Source organism: Nostoc sp. DSM 114159 (assembly GCF_053470285.1).
Genome location: NZ_JBPFEH010000001.1, coordinates 940962 through 961901, shown reverse-complemented (window position 1 = coordinate 961901; position 20940 = coordinate 940962). Strand labels below are relative to the sequence as shown.

3 protein-coding genes are annotated in these 20940 nt (G+C 42.2%); all 3 read left to right on the top strand.

The window, feature by feature from the left end:
* Positions 1 to 14 precede the first annotated feature (14 nt).
* Positions 15 to 10253, top strand: a complete 10239-nt coding sequence (locus ACR5KR_RS03710) for an amino acid adenylation domain-containing protein (RefSeq protein ID WP_448265491.1) — start codon at positions 15 to 17, stop codon at positions 10251 to 10253.
* Positions 10254 to 10430: 177 nt separating this feature from the next.
* Positions 10431 to 15173, top strand: a complete 4743-nt coding sequence (locus ACR5KR_RS03705; RefSeq protein WP_448265490.1) for an amino acid adenylation domain-containing protein — start codon at positions 10431 to 10433, stop codon at positions 15171 to 15173.
* A 372-nt stretch (positions 15174 to 15545) separates the two neighbouring features.
* Positions 15546 to 20939: an amino acid adenylation domain-containing protein gene (locus ACR5KR_RS03700; RefSeq protein ID WP_448265489.1), complete on the top strand. Its 5394-nt coding sequence runs from the start codon at positions 15546 to 15548 to the stop codon at positions 20937 to 20939.
* Position 20940 lies beyond the last annotated feature (1 nt).

Sequence of the window (20940 nt, the reverse complement as noted above, 5' to 3'; positions counted from 1 at the left end):
TTGGAGATACCTAAATGCCTAACGCTCAAAGTTCAATATTTAATAGTTCTTATCAAGCTACTAGTGTTGCTACTTTTATAGATATTCTGCATGACAGAGCGTTACACCAGCCGGATCAAAAGGCTTTTACTTTTCTGCAAGATGGAGAAACAGAGTCAGACAACTTAACCTATAAACAGTTGGAGCAGAAGGCACAAGCGATTGCTATCGAGTTGCAAAGCCAAATTCCTGCCGGCTCTCGTGCCTTACTGGTCTACCCACCTGGGCTAGAATTCATTACTGCTTTTTTTGGGTGTTTGTATGCACAAGTAGTAGCTGTTCCTGTTTATCCGCCAAAGCGCAATCAAAAAATATCTAAGTTACAAGTAATTTTAAATGATGCTCAAGCCAAGGTAATTCTCACAACTAAAGAACTATTAATCAACATAAAAAATCACTTTGCCGATCGCAATCAAGCATTGGCAGGATTCAACTGTATAGCCACAGATAATATTGTTAGTAATCAAATTGAAACTTGGCACAGACCAGTAATTAATAGTGAGACAATTGCTTTCCTTCAATATACTTCTGGTTCTACAGGAATGCCAAAAGGAGTGATGGTAAGTCATGGAAATTTGTTACATAATTCAGAATACATTAAGCAAGCTTTTGAACTAACACAAGATAGTGTTTCTGTTACTTGGCTGCCTAGTTTTCATGATATGGGGCTGATTGACGGAATTCTTCAACCCTTGTATACCGGTTTTTTAGGTGTCTTAATGCCACCAACAGCTTTTGTACAACAACCTATTAGATGGCTAAGGGCGATTTCACACTACAAAGCAAACCATTCTGGTGGCCCGAATTTTGGCTACGAATTATGCGTAAAACATACTACTCCAGAACAACGACAAAATCTTGACTTAAGCAGATGGTGTAGCGCTTACAGTGGTGCAGAACCAGTTCGCAAAGAAACGTTAGAACAGTTTGCAGACACATTCCAGCCTTGCAGTTTCCGTCCTAACTTCTTCTATCCTTGTTATGGTATGGCTGAATCTACTCTGATGATTTCGGGTGGTAAAGTCAAAGACGAGCCAATTTACTGTGCAGTTCAAGCAGATGCACTCGAACAAAATCGGGTAGTGAAGACCTCTTTTGACAACCACAATGCTAGACATCTAGTCAGTTGTGGACATCCGTGGTTAGATACAAAAATAGCGATCGCTCATCCAGAATCACTAACGCGGTGCGCTGCCAATCAAGTCGGGGAGATTTGGGTGTCAGGTTCGAGTGTCAGTCAGGGTTACTGGCAGCAACCAGAACAAACACAGCAAACATTTCAGGCTTATTTGGCAGACACCGGCGAAGGGCCTTTTCTGCGTACAGGAGATTTAGGATTTTTACTAGATGGTGAACTATTTATCACAGGTCGATTAAAGGATCTAATCATCATCTTAGGTCGCAATCATTATCCCCAGGATATTGAGCAAACTGTAGAACAGTCTCACCCAGCGTTAAGAGCCAATTGTGGAGCAGCATTTGCAGTAGATATTGAGGGACAAGAAAAGCTAGTAATTGTCCAAGAAGTAGAACGAAGTCATCTGCGAAAGCTCAACGCTAGTGAGGTAATTGAGGCAATTTGTCAAGCAGTAGCACAACAACACGATATAGAAGTTTATGCGGTACTGCTGCTTAAGACTGCTAGCCTGCCCAAAACTTCCAGTGGTAAACTTCAGCGTAGCGCTTGTAGGAAAGGCTTTTTATCTGGCAGCTTAGATGTAGTTGCAGATTGGTGTGCTAATCCTCAAAACAAAACCACATTCCGGCATTTAGAGACAGAAGTCAAATCATTGTTGCAACAAGTGCAAACAACAACACAGTCAGCAAAGTTTATCAAAAGTAAAAATTCTCATCAACCAGCTACTTCAGATAAATCTCATAGTCAAAAAGAGATTGCAGCTTGGTTAATCTCAAAGGTTTCTCAGCAACTACAAGTAGTTCCAGAGCAGATAGACATTCACCAACCATTAGCTAACTATGGTTTAGGTTCTTTGACAGCAATCAGGCTTTCTGGTGAGTTAGAGCAATTTTTGGGACGCCAACTTGCTCCTAGTATATTTTACGATTACCCCACTATTACAGACATAGCCCAGCATTTAGGAGTAGAAGCTACTTCCAAGTTAGACAATCATAATCTGTTAACCTCTTCCCCACTCCTGTGTACAGATGCGATTAATCGGGTCTCTACGGAGGCGATCGCCATTATTGGTCTTGGCTGCCGTTTCCCAGGTGCTAAAGATCCAGAGGCTTTCTGGCAGCTTTTGCGCGATGGGGTTGATGCTATTCAAGAAGTGCCTTCATCACGTTGGGATAATAGTACTTTTTACGATCCAACACCAGCACATCCTGGTAAAACGAACACCCGTTGGGGTGGCTTTTTGGAACAAGTGGATCGGTTCGACCCTCAGTTTTTTGGAATTTCTCCACGGGAAGCTGAGATTATGGACCCTCAACAAAGACTTTTACTAGAGGTGAGTTGGGAAGCTCTGGAGAATGCCGGACAGATAGCACACTTAGCAGAAAGTCAAACTGGAGTATTTATTGGTATTAGCAATTATGATTACTCCCGCTTACTGGTTAATCATGCTGCTGGTACTGATGCTTACTACGGTACTGGCAACGCTTTAAGTATTGCTGCTAACCGTTTATCCTACTTGCTGGACTTACAAGGTCCTAGCTGGGTAGTAGACACGGCCTGTTCCTCATCGTTGGTAGCGATTCACCAGGCTTGCCAAAGTTTACGCCAAGGAGAGTGTCAATTAGCTTTAGCTGGTGGAGTAAATTTAATTCTGACTCCCCAATTAACTATTACTTTCTCTCAAACGCGAATGATGGCAGCAGATGGACGCTGCAAAGCCTTCGATTCTAGCGCCGATGGGTATGTACGGGGAGAGGGTTGTGGAATAGTTGTGCTCAAACGCTTCTCTGATGCCATAAAAGATGGAGATAACATACTTGCCTTGATTAGAGGCTCGGCGGTTAACCAAGATGGTCGCAGCAATGGATTAACAGCACCGAATGGCATTTCTCAACAGCAAGTCATCCGCCAGGCTCTCCAAAACGCCAAGGTGCAACCAGCACAAATTAACTATGTAGAAACTCACGGCACAGGCACATCTTTAGGCGACCCCATTGAGGTAAATTCTTTAAAAGAAGTGTTGATGGAGGGTCGAGCACCAGAGCAGCTTTGTTACATTGGTTCAGTTAAGACCAATATTGGTCATTTAGAAGCGGCGGCTGGTATTGCTGGTTTAATTAAAGTGGTGCTATCTCTGCAACATGGAGAAATTCCTCCGCACTTGCATCTCAAGCAGTTAAATCCTTATATTTCTCTAGCAAACACACCATTATCAATTCCGACTCAACGCCAAAAATGGCCTCAACAGCATCAACAACGGTTAGCGAGTATATCTTCATTTGGTTTCGGAGGTACTAACGCTCATGTAATTTTGGAAGAAGCACCCTTAGAAATTCCAAAGACAGATGCAATCGAGCGTCCTGTGCAACTTCTGACTTTATCGGCTAAGAGTAAGCCAGCTTTGCAAGAATTGGTACAGCGTTATCAAACATTCTTAGAACGTAATTCGGCAGCATCTCTTGCAGATATTTGTTTTACAGCTAATACCGGGCGATCGCATTTCGATTATCGACTAGCGATCGCTGCTAAATCTACAATACAGTTACAAGAAACATTAGATGCTTTTGCTACTGGTAAGCAGACTAGCCAACTAGTAAGTAATCAACTCGATAGTAAACAACGTCCGAAGATAGCCTTTCTATTCACAGGTCAAGGCTCCCAGTATATTGAGATGGGACGGCAACTCTACGACACTCAACCCACTTTCCGGCAAACTCTCGACCATTGCGATCGAATTCTACGCCCATATCTAGAAAAGCCCTTACTCTCCGTCCTCTACCCTACATCACAAGAGAGTTCTTTGCTAGATCGGACAGCTTATACTCAACCTGCTTTATTCGCTTTAGAATATGCCCTCTTCCAGTTATGGAAGTCTTGGGGCATAGTTCCAGACGTAGTTTTAGGTCATAGTTTGGGTGAATATGTTGCAGCTTGTGTTGCTGGGGTCTTTAGTTTAGAAGATGGTTTAAAGTTGATTGCCGAGCGGGCGCGCCTCATACAAACACTACCCCAAGATGGGGAAATGATAGCTGTATTTGCCGATGAGGGAAGAATTGCAGCGATTATTCAATCATATTCTCAAGAAGTGTCCATCGCTGCTATTAATGCGCCGAAAAATATTGTAATTTCCGGTGTGCGTCAGTCAGTGGAGAAAATCATTGCAGTCTTAGAAACAGAAGGAATTGAAACTAGACGGTTAAAAGTCTCCCATGCCTTTCACTCGCCCTTGATGCAGCCAATACTAGATCAATTTCAACATATAGCTAGTCGCATCCAATTTCAAGCTCCTTGTATTCCCATTATTTCCAACCTCACAGGTCAGATGCTACCGCCAGGTTATATCCCAGATGCTAGTTATTGGCGACGCCATACTTGTGAGGCAGTGAGATTTATGGTAGGAATAAATATTTTATTTGAACAAGGTTACAAACTATTCTTAGAAATCGGTCCAAAACCTATTCTCTCAACTTTGGGCAAACGTCAGCAGCAAGGAACTGCAACTTGGCTACCTTCTTTAGTAAAAGGACAAGATGATTGGCAGGTGTTGTTAGCAAGTTTATCTACTATCTATGTGCAGGGAACAGATGTTAACTGGACTGGATTCGATCGAGACTACTCACGACATTTGCTCTCACTCCCCACATATCCCTTCCAACGACAACGTTATTGGATTGTAGAAGACTCGACCATCAAACAGCACAATCTCAAAGACTTGTTACATCTGGACCCATCTGCGAATTTTAACTCGATTGGATTTAATAAAGACTACTCACAAAATCAACCCTCACTTACTAACCATTCCTTACCAAAAGCAGAAGACTTATCGATCGCAGAGAAGAAAATTAGTGTGAATGGAGTCCAACCATCTCAAAAACGTCAGGATGCTATCGTCTCTAAATTACGTTGCATAGTTGGAGATTTGTTGCGGGTAGCCCCGTCTGAAGTCAAGATTCATACTCATTTTTTAGATATGGGAGCTGATTCAATTGTTCTCATTGATGCTATAAGAAGCATTGAAAACACTTACGCAATTAAAATTACCATTCGCCAGTTATTTGAAGAGTTAACAACCATTGAGGCATTAGCACTTTACCTAGACAAGAATCTTTCATCAGAATGGGCTGTGACAGATTCCTCACCTGAGCCGGAGGTGCAGGATACACAAAATGGAAGGCAGGAGCAAAATATACCTGAAACTGCACTAGAAAAAATTATGATGCAGCAACTTCAGGTGATGTCTCAGCAATTAGATGTCTTGCGTAGCAATGGATTGTCATCAAGCAACAAACTATCTGCGTTAGCTCATCCCACAAACGCACCGCTGGTTCATCCTGATACTGCTAGACAAAAATCTCAGGCATTGTTTAAAGTAGAAGCGCCTAAAGTTAGGGAACTGAGTGTACAGCAACAGCAGCATCTAGAAGCACTTATCTTACGATATACAAACCGTACTCAACAATCAAAGCAAAGAGCACAAACTTATCGTCCAGTGATTGCCGACAGGAGATCGTCAACCGGGTTCCGTTTGGAAACAAAAGAAATGCTCTATCCGATTGTTGGCGATCGCTCTTTAGGTTCTAGAATTTGGGATATCGATGGCAATGAGTATATAGATATCTCTATGGGGTTTGGTGTACATTTATTTGGTCACTGTACTCCCTTCATCACAGAAGCCTTAGAAAAGCAGTTTCAGCAAGGTATCCAAATCGGCCCTCAATCAAAACTTGCAGGTGAAGTAGCAGCATTAATCTGTAAACTGACGGGTATGGAGCGAGTCACCTTCTGTAACTCAGGTACAGAAGCCGTGATGACAGCTCTACGTTTGGCTCGTGCCGTCACAGGTCGAGACAAGATTGTAATGTTCCAAGATGCCTATCATGGCCACTCTGACGGCACTTTAGCTATAGCCAGAACTATCGATGGTAAGCGCCAGTCTGTTCCGATGGCTTTAGGAGTAACGCAAAATGTAGTTGATGATGTTCTGATTCTCCCCTATGGTGAGCCGGAATCTCTCGAAATCATCAAAGCTTGTGCTGATGAATTAGCTGCTGTTTTAGTCGAGCCTGTACCCAGTCGCAGACCAGATTTACAACCAAAAACCTTTCTTCATGAACTTAGACAGTTGACGCAAGCAACAGGTACAGCATTAATTTTCGATGAAGTTATTACTGGCTTCCGCATTCATCCTGGTGGCGCACAAGCATGGTTTGGCATTAATGCAGATATAGTCACCTATGGCAAACTCATCGGTGGTGGAATGCCGATTGGCGTTGTTGCTGGCAAGGCTGCATACATGAATAGTATTGACGGTGGCATGTGGAACTATGGAGATGAGTCATATCCCCAAACCGCAACAACGTTTTTTGCGGGTACATTTTCCAAACATCCTCTAACGATGGCAGCCGCCCAAGCTGTACTCAACCATCTGATAACGGAAGGAGCGACACTACAACAAAAGTTAAATCAGCACACATCACAGTTAACCACAACACTCAATGCATATTTTGCACAAGAGGATGTGCCAATCAAGGTAGTACACTTTAGCTCATTCTTCCGTTTTGTATTATCAGGTAATTCCAGCTATTTGTACCAGCCTTTAGAACTGGATTTGTTGTTTTATCACCTGATTGAAAAAGGAGTCTACATTTGGGAAGGACGCACATGTTTCCTTTCCACAGCCCACACAGATGCAGATATTGATTATGTGATTCAAGCAATTCAAGATAGCGTTGAGGAGTTACGAAAAGGAGGATTTTTACTTAGGAGGCAGGATAGCGCAGCGTTAGCGAGTCCGCGAGCGTCAGCAGAAGGCAGAAGGCAGCATTCATGTGAAGCAGCAAAAGACACACAAATAGTTCCTCTCACAGAAGCTCAAAAGCAACTCTGGATTTTGACGCAGATTGGGGATGATGGTTCTCTAGCATATAACGTTTCCTTGAGTCTGCAATTGCGGGGGATGTTTAGTCTAGCGGCAATGGATCGAGCAGTACAAAAAGTTGTAGACCGCCATGAAGCCATACGGACAGTTATTGATAATCAAGGTGAGTTTCAGCACATTCTGCCGTTCTTGAAGATAGACGTTCCTTTGATTGATTTTTCAGATGTAGATAGTTATGAACGCGAGTCTAGAGTAGCTGAGTGGTTAAAAAAAGATAGCCAAGTACCTTTAAACTTGAGCCAAGGGCCACTGTTCCGTATTCATATCCTCAAACTAGAAGAACAACTGCATTTACTAGTTTTAACGGCTCATCATATTGTCGTTGATGGCTGGTCAATGAGTGTGATTTTGCAAGAAATGGGCGAGTTCTATTCAGCAGCATCTCAGGGGGTCGTTTGTCAACTCCAGCCACCAATGCAATTTAGAGAATATATTGAGTGGCAGGAGCAGCAAAGCCAGACTGAAGCAATGGCAGTCCATGAGTCTTACTGGTTGGAAAAGTTTGGTCAGTCAATTCCTGTTTTAAACTTGCCGAGCGATCGCTCTCGTCCGGCAATTAAAACTTATCAAGGTAGTAGGCAAACTATACGACTGGACGCTGACCTGTGTCGCGATCTGAAAAAATTAAATAAACAGCAGGGTTGTACTCTATTTATGACGCTGCTGGCAGTATATACAATTTTACTGCACCGCATCACAAGCCAAGATGACCTTGTAATCGGTATTCCTTCTGCTGGACGTTCTCTGGAGGGTAGCGATCGCTTAGTTGGCTATTGTGCCCACATATTGCCCATTAGAAGTTGCGTTGTTGGAGAAGCAAAATTTTCTGAGTTTCTGGATAATTTGAAGGGTTTGTTATTGGAAGCCTACGAACACCATGATTATCCCTTTGCCAAACTGCTTAATCAACTCAGAGCAGGTTGGGACTTCAGCCGTTCACCTTTAGTAACAGTCACATTTAACCTAGAACGACCTGTGGCTGTCAATATGTTGGGAATCGAGACAGATTGGTTTTGGCAACCCATTAGTTCTGTTGATTTCGACCTGAATTTAAACGCCACCGAAATTAATGGTGAGATTGTCTTAGACTGCGATTACAGCACCGACTTATTCGACGCTGCCACAATTAAACGCTTGTTAGGACATTTTCAAACCTTGCTCGAGGTAATTGTTGCTCATCCACAGCAGCGAATTTCAGAATTGCCGTTGTTGAGCGCATCCGAGCAACATCAGTTGTTAGTCGAGTGGAATCATACTCAAGTAGATTATCCCAATAACCAGTGCATCCATCAAATTATTGCAGAACAGGCAAAGCAAACACCAGAAGGCGTAGCAATAGTATTTGACAATCAACAACTTACCTACCGAGAGTTAAACGATCGAGCTAACCAGTTAGCCCATTATCTACAAACTCTAGGTGTCAAACCAGAAGTTCCTGTAGGCATTTGTGTTGAGCGCTCCCTAGAGATGATTGTGGGATTACTAGGAATCCTTAAGGCAGGCGGGGCTTACGTACCCTTAGACCCAGACTATCCCCAAGAACGCCTAGCCTATATGTTAAATGACGCACAAGTATCGGTGTTATTGACTCAAAAGAAATTGGTAAAAGAATTACCCGAACACAGAGCTAATGTCATCTGCTTAGATACAGACTGGCAAACAATCTCTCAACAAAGTCAGCAAAATCCGGTAAGTGAAGTAGCAGCAGAGAACCTGGCATATATCATCTACACCTCTGGTTCTACTGGAAACCCTAAGGGAGTGATGATAACTCATCGCAACTTGGTTAATGCCTATATGGCTTGGGAAGATGCTTATCATCTGCGCTCCTCGTGTACCAGTCATTTACAAATGGCCAGTTTCTCCTTTGATGTTTTTTCTGGGGACATGGTGCGTGCGCTTTGCTCTGGGGCAAAACTAGTCATCTGTCCGCGAGAGTGGCTTTTAGAACCGGAAAAGCTATATAACTTGTTGCAACAACAGCAAGTTGATTGTGCCGAGTTTGTGCCACCTGTGCTTAGGAACTTAATTCAGTACCTAGAGAAAACAGAGCAAAACCTGAGCTTCATGAAATTATCGATCGCAGGTTCAGATAGTTGGTATGTACAGGAGTATCAGCAATTTCAAAAGTTTTTAGGTGCTAAGACTCGCTTGATTAATTCTTATGGAGTGAGCGAAGCCACCATCGACAGTTCATATTTTGAAAGTGCTGCAATTAATTTCTCTGCTGATGGATTGGTTCCGATTGGGCGTCCGTTTGCCAATACAAAAATTTACATCTTAGACCAGAACTTACAACCCGTTCCGATTGGCGTTCCTGGTGAACTGTACATTAGTGGTGCGGGGCTGGCTCGTGGCTATCTCAATCAACCAGAATTGACCGACCAGAAATTCATCCATCATTGTACTTTAGACACCCGTCTTTATAAAAGTGGCGATCGCGCCCGCTACCTGAGTGATGGCAACATTGAGTTTTTAGGACGTCTCGATCGTCAAGTCAAGATTCGTGGTTTCCGCATTGAACTAGGAGAAATTGAATCTATATTGACTCAGCACCCTGCAATTTTCCAAGCTGCGATCTTAGTTCGAGAAGATCGACCAGGAAACAAGCGTCTTGTAGCCTATGTTGTTTTCCAGCAATCAGCACTCACCTCTAATGAACTGCGCCAGCTGCTCAAAGAAAAGTTGCCCGATTACATGATTCCTTATGCTTTCGTGCAACTGGATGTTCTACCACTGACACCGAACGGCAAAATCAACCGCCAGGGCCTACCAGCCCCAGATCCATCTCAAATCTGCCTTGAAAATAACTTTGTTGCACCTCGCACTCCCACAGAAGAGATTTTGGCTGACATTTGGGCTGAGGTTTTAGAACTAGAAAAAGTTGGCATTCACGATGACTTTTTTGAAATGGGAGGACATTCCTTATTAGCCACTCAACTTATTTCTCGGCTGCGCGAAGCCTTCTCTATTGAGTTACCTCTGCGTTACTTATTTGAAAGTCCTACCATTGCTGAGTTAGCTGAGTTGTTGACTGCTCAACAGATTGAACAAGCAGAAACTAACATACTAGAGCAACTTTTGACTGAAATTGACGAGTTATCGGATGAAGAAGTGAGGCAATTATTGGCTGAGTGATGACTGTTACTGATGGACTATATCTGTTATTTTGTTGCGTCTACCCTGCGGGAACGCCTAAAGGCGAAGGCGTGAGACAAAAAAAGAATTCTTGCATAAGCCCTAGACTATTTACTGTTGAATAAATAGTCTTCCCCCCATCCATTTTTCTGAAATCATTTTAGGAAAAATCTGATTATGACTGATTTGCATAAACGTTTGGAAAATCTTTCTATAGAAAAGCGCGAACTTTTACTTCAGAAGCTAAAAACACAGAAGAAACTAACTTTTTCTCCAGGCAAGATAGACCAATTTTCACCGATCGCCACAATCTCTAGAGATGAGACAATTCCTTTATCCTTTGCTCAACAACGTTTGTGGTTTTTGGATGAGTTAGAAAATGGGAGCGCTAATTACAACATGGCTGCGGCAGTGCGGTTGATTGGTTGTTTGCAAGTGGCTGCACTCGAAGGAGCGATCGCGGCAATTGTCCAACGTCATGAGGTTTTACGCACCAATTTTCAGACGGTGAATGGCACTGCTGTACAAGTCATAGCTCCAACTTTAACTGTGACTTTACCTGTAGTGGATTTGCAGACGTTAACCGTAGCAGAAAAGTCGGCTGAGGTGAAACGGTTGGCGAAAGCAGAAGCAGATAAACCGTTTGATTTGGCTCATGACTCTTTATTACGAATCACCTTACTCAAGTTGAGTCAAGAGGAACATATACTGCTGGTAACGATACACCACATTATTTCTGATGGCTGGTCGATAGAAATATTTTTCCGGGAGATGACTAGTCTCTACGAAGCCTTGGTGATGGGAACACCTTCTCTGCGAGACGCTACGCGAACACCTTTAGCGGCATTACCCATTCAGTATGCTGACTTTGCTCACTGGCAACGACAGTGGTTACAAGGTGAACTATTAGAAAAAGGACTCAATTACTGGAAGCAACAATTAGCTGGGATACCTGCTTTATTATCTCTGCCTAGCGATCGCCCCCGCCCGAATACTCAGTCGTTCCGAGGTGATGTCGAACGTTTTCAAATTAACCCCGATTTGACGAAGAAACTTAAGGATCTAAGCAGACAGTCAGGGGCAACTCTGTTTATGACTTTGTTAACAGCCTTTGCAATTTTACTCTCACGTTACAGCAATCAGTCAGATATTGTCGTTGGTTCTCCAATTGCTAACCGTAACCGTAAGGAAATCGAGCCATTAATTGGCTTTTTTGTCAATACTTTGTTGCTGCGTGTTGACTTGCAAGGCGAACCAAGTTTCTCTGAGTTACTGCATCGAGTCCGGCAGATTGCTTTAGATGCGTATACTCACCAAGATATTCCTTTTGAAAAACTAGTAGAGGAATTACATCCAGAGAGAAGTTTGAGTTATAACCCACTCTTTCAAGTGATGTTTGTCTTGCAGAATACACCACAACCGCAACTAGAACTAGCTGGATTGAGCCTCAGTTTAGAAATGGAGAATGTCACAGCCAATTTTGATTTGAGTCTATCAATTGAAGAAACAGAACAAGAGTTAATCGGAGCCTGGGAATACAACACAGACTTATTCGATGCTGCCACTATTAAACGCATGGTTGGACATTTTTGCACCTTGTTAAAAGGGATTGTAGCTAATCCCCAGCAGCAAATTTCTGCATTACCCATACTGACAGCATCGGAGCGCCAACAATTACTAGTAGAGTGGAATAATACTCATAAAGAGTATCCCCAAGACAAATGCATTCATCAATTGATTGAAGCTCAGGTGGAGAAAACTCCAGAGCGCACTGCTGCTGTCTTTGAAAACAAAACACTCACATACTCAGAAGTTAATCATAAAGCCAACCAGTTAGCATCTTTACTGCAAGCAAAGGGAATTAACCGAGGCCAATTTGTGCCCGTGTTAATGGAAAAAAGTCTAGAGTTGCTGCTTTCTCATCTAGCCATTATGAAAGCTGGTGCTGCTTTTGTGCCAATGGACCCCAAATGGCCGATAGAAAGAATTAAAGAAATTCTGCATGAATTAAACACTAAAGTTGTGCTTGTCAGTCAAGACAAGCCGCATTGGGAAGCATTAGCAGAGTGGTCTTGTATTGTTGTTGATGAACAGCAGCTAACAGAGGCAACACCTAATTTAAATGTTGCGATCGATTTAGACGATCCGATATACGCTATCTTTACCTCTGGTTCAACAGGAAAACCGAAAGGAGCCATCAACCAACATCGTGGTATTGTCAACCGATTTTTCAATATGAACGATCGCTATGGCTCTCAAGAAGATGATGTCATTTTATTTACCAGTAACTTTATTTTTGATTCTTGTGTTTGGCAATTATACTGGCCATTAATCAATGGTGCGCGTACAGTTATACCTGCTCCGAGTTTTGGTTTAGATTTGCCGCAGATAATTGCGATCGTTGAAAAGCAAAAGGTAACGATTACAGATTTTGTTCCTTCAGTCTTTAATATCCTCCTCGATTATTTAGTAGAGAATCCCCAATTGCGTTGTCACCTCAAATCATTGCGACAACTAGTCGTTGGTGGCGAAGCGATGAGCGCAAAAGCAATTTATCAGTTTAAGTCGTATTTTCCATCTGTCAGCATTAGTAATGCCTATGGTCCTACAGAAACTTCAATTGGTGTGATTTTTAATGAAGTTTCCCCGACATTTACGGAACCTATACCCATCGGTAAACCACTGCATAACGTTTATGCATTAATACTCGATCGACACTTAAATCCTGTCCCTATTGGCGTACCTGGCGAGCTGTATCTTGGTGGGCAATGTGTAGGACTTGGTTATTTAAATAACGAAACTGCAACTCGCAAAGTTTTTATTCCTAACCCCTTTGCAGAAATTAATAGCAAATTACTTTATAAAACTGGGGATTTAGTGCGCTACCTTCCCGACGGCACTATTGATTTTCTCGGCCGAATTGATAACCAAGTCAAAATTCGGGGAATCCGCATCGAATTAGGAGAAATCGAAGCGATATTGGCGCAACATCCAAAAGTACGACGTACTGTAGTAATTGCACGAGAAGATCGCCCCACAGAAAAGCACTTAGTAGCCTATGTTATCCCCAACCATGAGCAAGCCACCACTCAGGAACTACGGCGTTTTCTCAGAGAAAGACTGCCTGAGTATACGATCCCGTCAACCTTTGTGGTACTAGACTCCTTCCCATTAACACCTAATGGCAAGATAGATTGGCGTGCTTTACCTGTACCAGATTCATCAAGAACTGGTTTAGAAGCGAACTTTGTTGCACCCCGCACTACTACAGAAGCAACCCTAGCCAAAATCTGGGCTGACGTTTTAGGACAAGAACAGGTTGGGATTCACGATAACTTCTTTGAATTAGGGGGAGATTCGATTCTGAGCATTCAGGTAGTTGCTAGAGCTAACCAAGCAGGTTTTTCAGTTACTCCTAAATTACTATTTCAACACCAGACGATCGCAGAATTAGCTACTGTAGCCAGTACAACGCTGAAAGTGCAAGCTGAACAGGGAGTAGTTACAGGCCAAGTACCGCTAACCCCGATTCAGCAATGGTTCTTCGCCCAAAATCAGCCAGAATTACACCACTACAACCAATCTGTACTGGTGGAAGTATTACCACTCAATCCAGAACTACTCAAGCAAACCGTGCAGCAATTATTAATGCATCATGATGCTTTGCGGCTGCGGTTTACAGCCGCGAATGGTTGGCAGCAAGTTAACGCCGGCGTAGATGAGACAGTGCCGTTTACAGTCGCAGATTTATCAGGACTGACTGACGAAAAACAGCGATCGCTCCTCGAAGCCACTGCTAACGAACTGCAAGCTAGCCTCAACTTAGCAGACGGCCCAATTATCCGCGTGGCTTTATTCCAACTTGGTAACGACAAACCAAGTCGATTGTTAATTGTTATCCATCACCTAGCAGTTGATGGCGTTTCTTGGAGAATTTTACTAGAAGATTTAGCAACAGCATATCAACAACTAAGCCTTGGTGAACCTATTCAACTACCCGCCAAGACAACCGCCTTTAAAGATTGGGCTTCTCGGTTAATTGAGTATGGGCGATCGCAAACAGTAGCTAGCGAGTGGGATTATTGGTTAGCTCAATCTAGTACTATTGCTCCCCTACCAATAGATTATCCATTAACCAAAACAGCTAACACAGTTGCATTTGCCGCTCAAGTGTCAGTCTCTCTGAGTATGGAACAAACCCAAGCCCTCCTACATGATGTACCTGCTGTCTATAACACTCAAATTAACGATGTACTACTTACCGCCTTACTGCAAACTTTCTGCCAGTGGACAGGAGAACCTTCCTTACTAATTGACTTAGAAGGACATGGACGAGAAGAACTATTTGAAGACGTAGATTTATCGCGTACAGTCGGCTGGTTTACGACTGTATTCCCCATCCGCTTGCAGCTAGGAGAAACTGAACATCTAGGAGAATTACTCAAATCAGTTAAAGAACAGTTGCGTTATCTACCAAATCGAGGCATCGGCTACGGCATCCTGCGATATCTCAGCCAAGACACAGTAAAACAGTCACAACTAGCAGCCTTACCCCAAGCAGAAGTATGCTTTAACTACTTAGGCCAATTTGATCGAGCAATTTCCAAATCACCACTATTAAGAATTGCACAAGAATCTTCAGGAGAAAATTACACTCCTTGGAGAAATCGCAACTATCAGTTAGAAATTGATGGATTAGTGGAATTAGGTAAACTACAACTGAATTTAACTTATAGCAAAAACCTTTATCAACAATCCACAATCGAGCATCTAGCTCAGACTTTCATCAAGAAATTGACAGATTTAATTACTCATTGTCAATCCCCCCAAGCAGGAGGTTTTACACCCTCAGACTTTCCAGAAGCGCAGTTAAATCAACAAGAACTCGATGATTTAGTCGCCCAACTCAATTTAGATTAATTGTGTTGACTGTTGACTGTTGACTGTTGACTGTAATTAAAAATATTAGGTACAAACTCTTGGCGTTTTGACGGTTCGGACTAAAATCTTTTTGATCTCACACCAAGCGTGAAAAATGATTGCGACAGATGGAAAACTGAAACATTTATCCAATGGATGTTTCACAATCTAAAATCTAAAATCCAAAATGGTATCACGCAGAGGTGCAGAGAAAGAAAAGAGAAGTAAACTCCAAAACTGACACAAGAACTCTCATTTCTCCGTGTTCTCTGCGTCGCGCCAGTTGCTACCTTTTGGGAACGCTAAGAGCAAACAAGTCGGGGAACCCGCCCAACGCACTGGCTTCTCTGTGGTTCGTTTTTTCGTAGGCAAATGAATCAACACAACAAAAACATTGAATCCATCTACCCCCTATCCCCCATGCAACAAGGTATGCTCTTTCATACCCTGTTCGCGCCAGATTCGGGTATATATTTCGAGCAGTCAAGCTACAACCTCTACGGCAAATTAGATGTTTCAGCTTTCGAGCAAGCTTGGCGAACAGTAGTACAGAGACATTCAGTATTACGCACTCTCTTTGTTTGGGAAAACACTCAAAAACCTTTACAAGTTGTACGCAAATCAGTAAACTTACCCTGGATTAACCATGATTGGCGGACATTATCCTCAGTTACACAACAAGAACGTGTCGAGGCTTTTTTAGAGGCAGATCGAGCACAAGGCTTTCAACTAAACCAGGCTCCACTAATGCGTTGCGCCCTCATCAGGCTAGCTGAAGATATCCACCAATTTGTTTGGAGTCATCATCATCTACTGCTTGATGGTTGGTCTTCATCTTTGATCGTTAAAGAAGTCTTAGCTTACTACGAAGCAGGCAAAAAAGCTCACAACTTCTACTTACCATCGCCACGCCCTTACAAAGACTACATTACTTGGTTACAACAACAAGACCAAGGATTTGCTAAAACTTTTTGGCAACAAGTACTCAAAGGCTTTACTGCTCCTACTCGTCTCGGTAACAAAGATGTCAGTAATCCACTTGGTCAAAAAGAGAGTTATGGTGTTCAAGAAGTCCACTTGTCAATGGCGCTGACAGAAAACTTACAAGCTCTAATCCGCAAGCATCATTTGACTCTGAACATTCTGCTTCAAGGTGTGTGGGCACTTTTGTTAAGCCACAACAGTGGACAGTCAGATGTAGTCTTTGGCACTACCGTATCTGGTCGTCCGCCAGAGCTAGCAGGTGTAGAATCGATGGTGGGATTATTTATCAATACTCTACCAGTGCGATCGCAAATATCAAAAGCAGCTTCGCTCATTCCCTGGTTACAGCAACTTCAGGCGCAGCAGGTAGAACGGGAACAATACTCATACAGTTCGCTGATTGATATTCAGGAATGGAGTGAACTACCTAGAGGAATGTCTCTATTTGAGAGCCTTTTGGTGTTTGAGAACTATCCTGACATTTTGCATCAAAAACAGTATGGCAGCTTAGAAATTGGCAATCTACGTTTTTTTGAACGCAACAATTATCCACTGACAATGCTAGCTGAAACTAGCCCAGAATTGTCTCTAGGGATTGGTTACGATCGATGCCGTTTTGATGATGCTGCGATCGCCAAAATGTTGCAGCATTTACAAAGTTTACTAGAAAATATTGTAGTTCAATCAGAGCAATCTCTCTCACAGCTTTTGCTAGCTAGTGGACTTACGGCCAAAACAGAAGATATTAATAATGTGAGTCAGCAATCTAACCTCACAGAGCATCAACTCTTAATTTGGTTAGGACATAAATTTAATCCAAATGCATTAATCTACAATAATCCCTTAAAATTTACTATCCCTACCGCCATTGATTTAATCCGCTTCCAAGCTGCGTTTCAAGTTTTAGTTAATTCTAGTGATGCTTTACGAACGGTATTTCTAGAAGTAGATGGTGTACCACAACAGAAAGTACTTCCCTACTTTGACTATGTAGTAAATTTTGTAGATTTCTCGCAAGTTGCTGACTCTGCTACAGCCGTTTCTGATTTATTATCCAAACGCTCTCAAATAATCTTCGATTTAGAAAGATGCTTGTTTGATACAGTCTTAATCAAACTTTCTCCAGAAAAGTTTGTTTGGTATTTCAATATTCATCAAATTATTGGAGATGGTTTATCTCTATCTTTAATCTTTCACTATCTCTCAGAATTATATGTTATTGCCATCAATAATTCCCTACCAAAGGTAATACAAATACCTCAGTTTCAAGATTATATAGAGTATGAGAAAAAATATCGAGATTCTGAACGTTACCACAAGGTCAAAAACTATTGGCAACAAAAGCTAGCTGAACCTATAGAGCCACTTAGTTTCTATGGTAAAACACCCATCAAGACAACAACTTTCGCTCACAGGGTTTCTTATGAATTAGGTTTTGAACGCACTCAAAAAATCAAAACCCTGGCTATTCAAGAAGATAGTGCCACAGTTACAGAAAATACTGCTGTGTTTAATATTTTTTTAGCAGTATTGGCAATCTACCTCTATCACATCAGTGGTAATCAACAACTAACTATTGGCATTCCCTTACACAATCGACGTTCGCCAACTTTTAAAAAGACTATCGGCTCTTTTGTGCAAGTTTTACCATTGCACATTGAAATTGAAAAAACCGATAATTTTCAATCGTTAATTAAAAAAATTGGCACCATAATTTTGAATAGCTTACGTTATAGTCAATATGTAGTGAGAAATCCTCGCCAAAATCCGGTTTACGATGCAGTATTAAACTATCATACATCGACATTTATCAACTTCGCTGAAACTAAAATTGCTTTTGACTGGATTCATAGCGGACATACTAATGAAAGTCTCAATGTTCAAATACGCGATGTGAGTTTATCTAATAATCTGACTATTGATTTTGATTTTCACTGTGATACTTTTGTTCAGGCATCACTTGACTTATCAATTCAACATTTTATTCAGGTTTTAGATGCATTATTAGAGGATAATCACCAATCTATCTTGCAGGTTAGTTTGCTTACCAAACCGGAAAAGCAGAAGATTTTAGCTGATTTTAATCAAACTCAAACAGCATTTCCAGAGCAAATATTTACCCAACTTTTTACAGTCCAAGCTCAAAAAACACCTGAGCAAGTAGCCGTTGTTTTTGCAGAACATAAGATTACTTATGCTCAGTTGAATGCTCAAGTTAATCAACTAGCTCATTATTTACAGTCTTTGGGGGTAAAAACAGAAGTATTAGTAGGTGTTTATACTGAACGCTCTTTAGAGATGCTGGTGGCATTTCTGGCGATTCTCAAAGCAGGCGGGGTTTATGTGCCATTAGATCCTGCTTATCCCCAAGAACGTTTAGCCTACATTCTTGCAAATTCGCTCTTGTCAGTGCTGTTGACTCACAAGAGCATCAAAACTAAATTGCCTGAGCATAAAGCAGATGTAGTTTACTTAGATGCAGACTGGCCAGTTATTTCTCAACATAGTCAGCAGAATCCTGAAACTGTGGTGACAGGTGAAAACTTGGCTTATGTCATCTACACTTCTGGTTCTACAGGGATGCCCAAAGGAGTGATGATTACCCATCGCGGGATGCTGAATCATTTATATGCTAAGGTGTTGGATCTCAAGCTTACAGAAAGTGATGCGATCGCTCAAACTGCACCCCAAAGTTTCGATATCTCGGTTTGGCAATTGCTGGTAGGATTACTTGTAGGTGGACGGGTACACATTTTCAACAATGAGGTTGTGCGTAACCCGGCAAAATTGTTAGAGCAGATTCAGCAACACGAAATTTCTATTCTAGAGGTTGTGCCTTCGCTGTTGCAGATGATGCTTCAGGAAATAGACCTACATAACCAAAAGCGTCCTGATTTATCTCAGTTACGCTGGTTGATTTTAACAGGTGAAGCATTGCCGCCCAAATTGTGCGATCGCTGGTTAGAATACTACCCCACCATCCCCATGTTAAATGCCTATGGCCCAACAGAATGTTCTGATGATGTCACGCATTACCCTATATACCAGCCATTAGGGATAGAAACTCTCAATACGCCCATTGGTAAGGCTGTAGCCAATACACAACTGTATATCCTAAACCCCCAACTACAACCCGTACCGATTGGAGTAGCAGGTGAATTATATGTTGGAGGGACAGGAGTTAGTCGTGGCTATCTCAACAATTCCGAACTCACAACTAAAGTTTTTATTCCTAATCCCTTTGGGCTACCGGGAACTCGCCTTTACAAAACTGGCGACAAAGCCCGCTACCTCAATGACGGTAACATTGAATTTCTGGGTCGCATTGACTATCAGGTGAAGATTCGCGGCTTCCGCATTGAACTTTTAGAAATTGAAGCCGTGCTAGCACAACACCCCAAAGTGCAAGAGTGCGTGGTCATTGTTTGGGAACAGACAAAAGATAAGCGTTTAGTAGGTTATGTAGTTCCACATAAACAAGTGGAAACTCTAGATTTAGAAGTGCAACTGCGTCACTTTCTCAAAGAGAAACTACCTGAGTATATGATGCCCTCGGCTTTTGTGATGCTGGAGTCTCTACCATTAACACCCAACGGTAAGGTAGACCGCCGCGCCCTACCTGCACCAGATAAATCCAACTTTACTAGAAAGACTAAATTTGTCCCGCCTCGTGGTTCTCTAGAACTACAACTGACATCAATTTGGGAAGGAGTTCTTAATCTTCACCCTATCGGCGTCCAAGACAACTTCTTTGAACTCGGTGGTCATTCTCTGTTAGCTGTGCACCTAATGGCTCAAATTCAGCAGCAGTTAGAAAAAAATCTCCCCTTAGCAACACTTTTACAAAACCCCACAATCGAACAAATGGCTAGTACTATCAGCCAGCATCAAGATTCTCAGTCTTGGTCGCCTTTGGTAGCAATTCAGCCAGACGGTTCTAAGCCACCTTTCTTCTGTGTGCCTGGGGGCGCGATGGATGTGATTGAATTTTATCATCTAGCTCGTTCTTTAGGTTCAGAGCAACCATTCTACGGTTTGCAACCACGGGGTTTAGATGCAGAACTTGAACCCCATACCCGCATTGAAGAGATGGCTAGCTGCTATATCGCAGCTATACAGACAGTTCAGCCACAAGGGCCGTACTTTCTAGGCGGTCATTCTTTCGGAGGTTACGTGGCTTTTGAGATGGCTCAACAATTGCAACAGCAAGGGCATGAAGTAGCTTTACTTGCCATTTTAGATGTAATGGCCATAGTTCCTAATCTCAATAAGCCTGTAACTATTGACGGGGATGATGCTAAGGATCTAATCTACTTGATTCGGTTAATGGAGCGCTTCTTTGAAAAGAAAGTCGAGTTTTGTTATGAAACTTTGCTGACTCTAGATGCAGAAGCAAAATTGAATTACCTTGCACAGAGGTTGAAAGTAGCTAACCTATTACCACCCCAAGTGGGAACAAAACAACTACGAGGTTTTTTAAAGGTTAGTAAAGCCACAGGCGAAGCTTTTGATTTTTATGTGCCACAGCATATTTATCCGAGTCAAATTACCTGTTTTCGGGCAAGTGAGGTAAATTCTGATGATGTTTCTAGCCTGTCTGAATATTCAGAGATACTACAAGACCCAGCTTTAGGCTGGAACGAGTTTTCTAGCAAAACAATAGAGGTTCATATTGTCCCTGGGGACCATGTAACAATGATGACTCAACCCCATGTTCTGACTCTAGCTGCTCGCTTGCAAACATGCATTGAGAAAGCACAGGTAAATAGTGGAGTGAAATAAC

Bases quoted from the DNA above. Each gene is read 5' to 3' on its own strand.
- ACR5KR_RS03700 (WP_448265489.1), top strand. From the start codon at position 15,546: ATGAATCAACACAACAAAAACATTGAATCCATCTACCCCCTATCCCCC.
- ACR5KR_RS03710 (WP_448265491.1), top strand. From the start codon at position 15: ATGCCTAACGCTCAAAGTTCAATATTTAATAGTTCTTATCAAGCTACT.
- ACR5KR_RS03705 (WP_448265490.1), top strand. From the start codon at position 10,431: ATGACTGATTTGCATAAACGTTTGGAAAATCTTTCTATAGAAAAGCGC.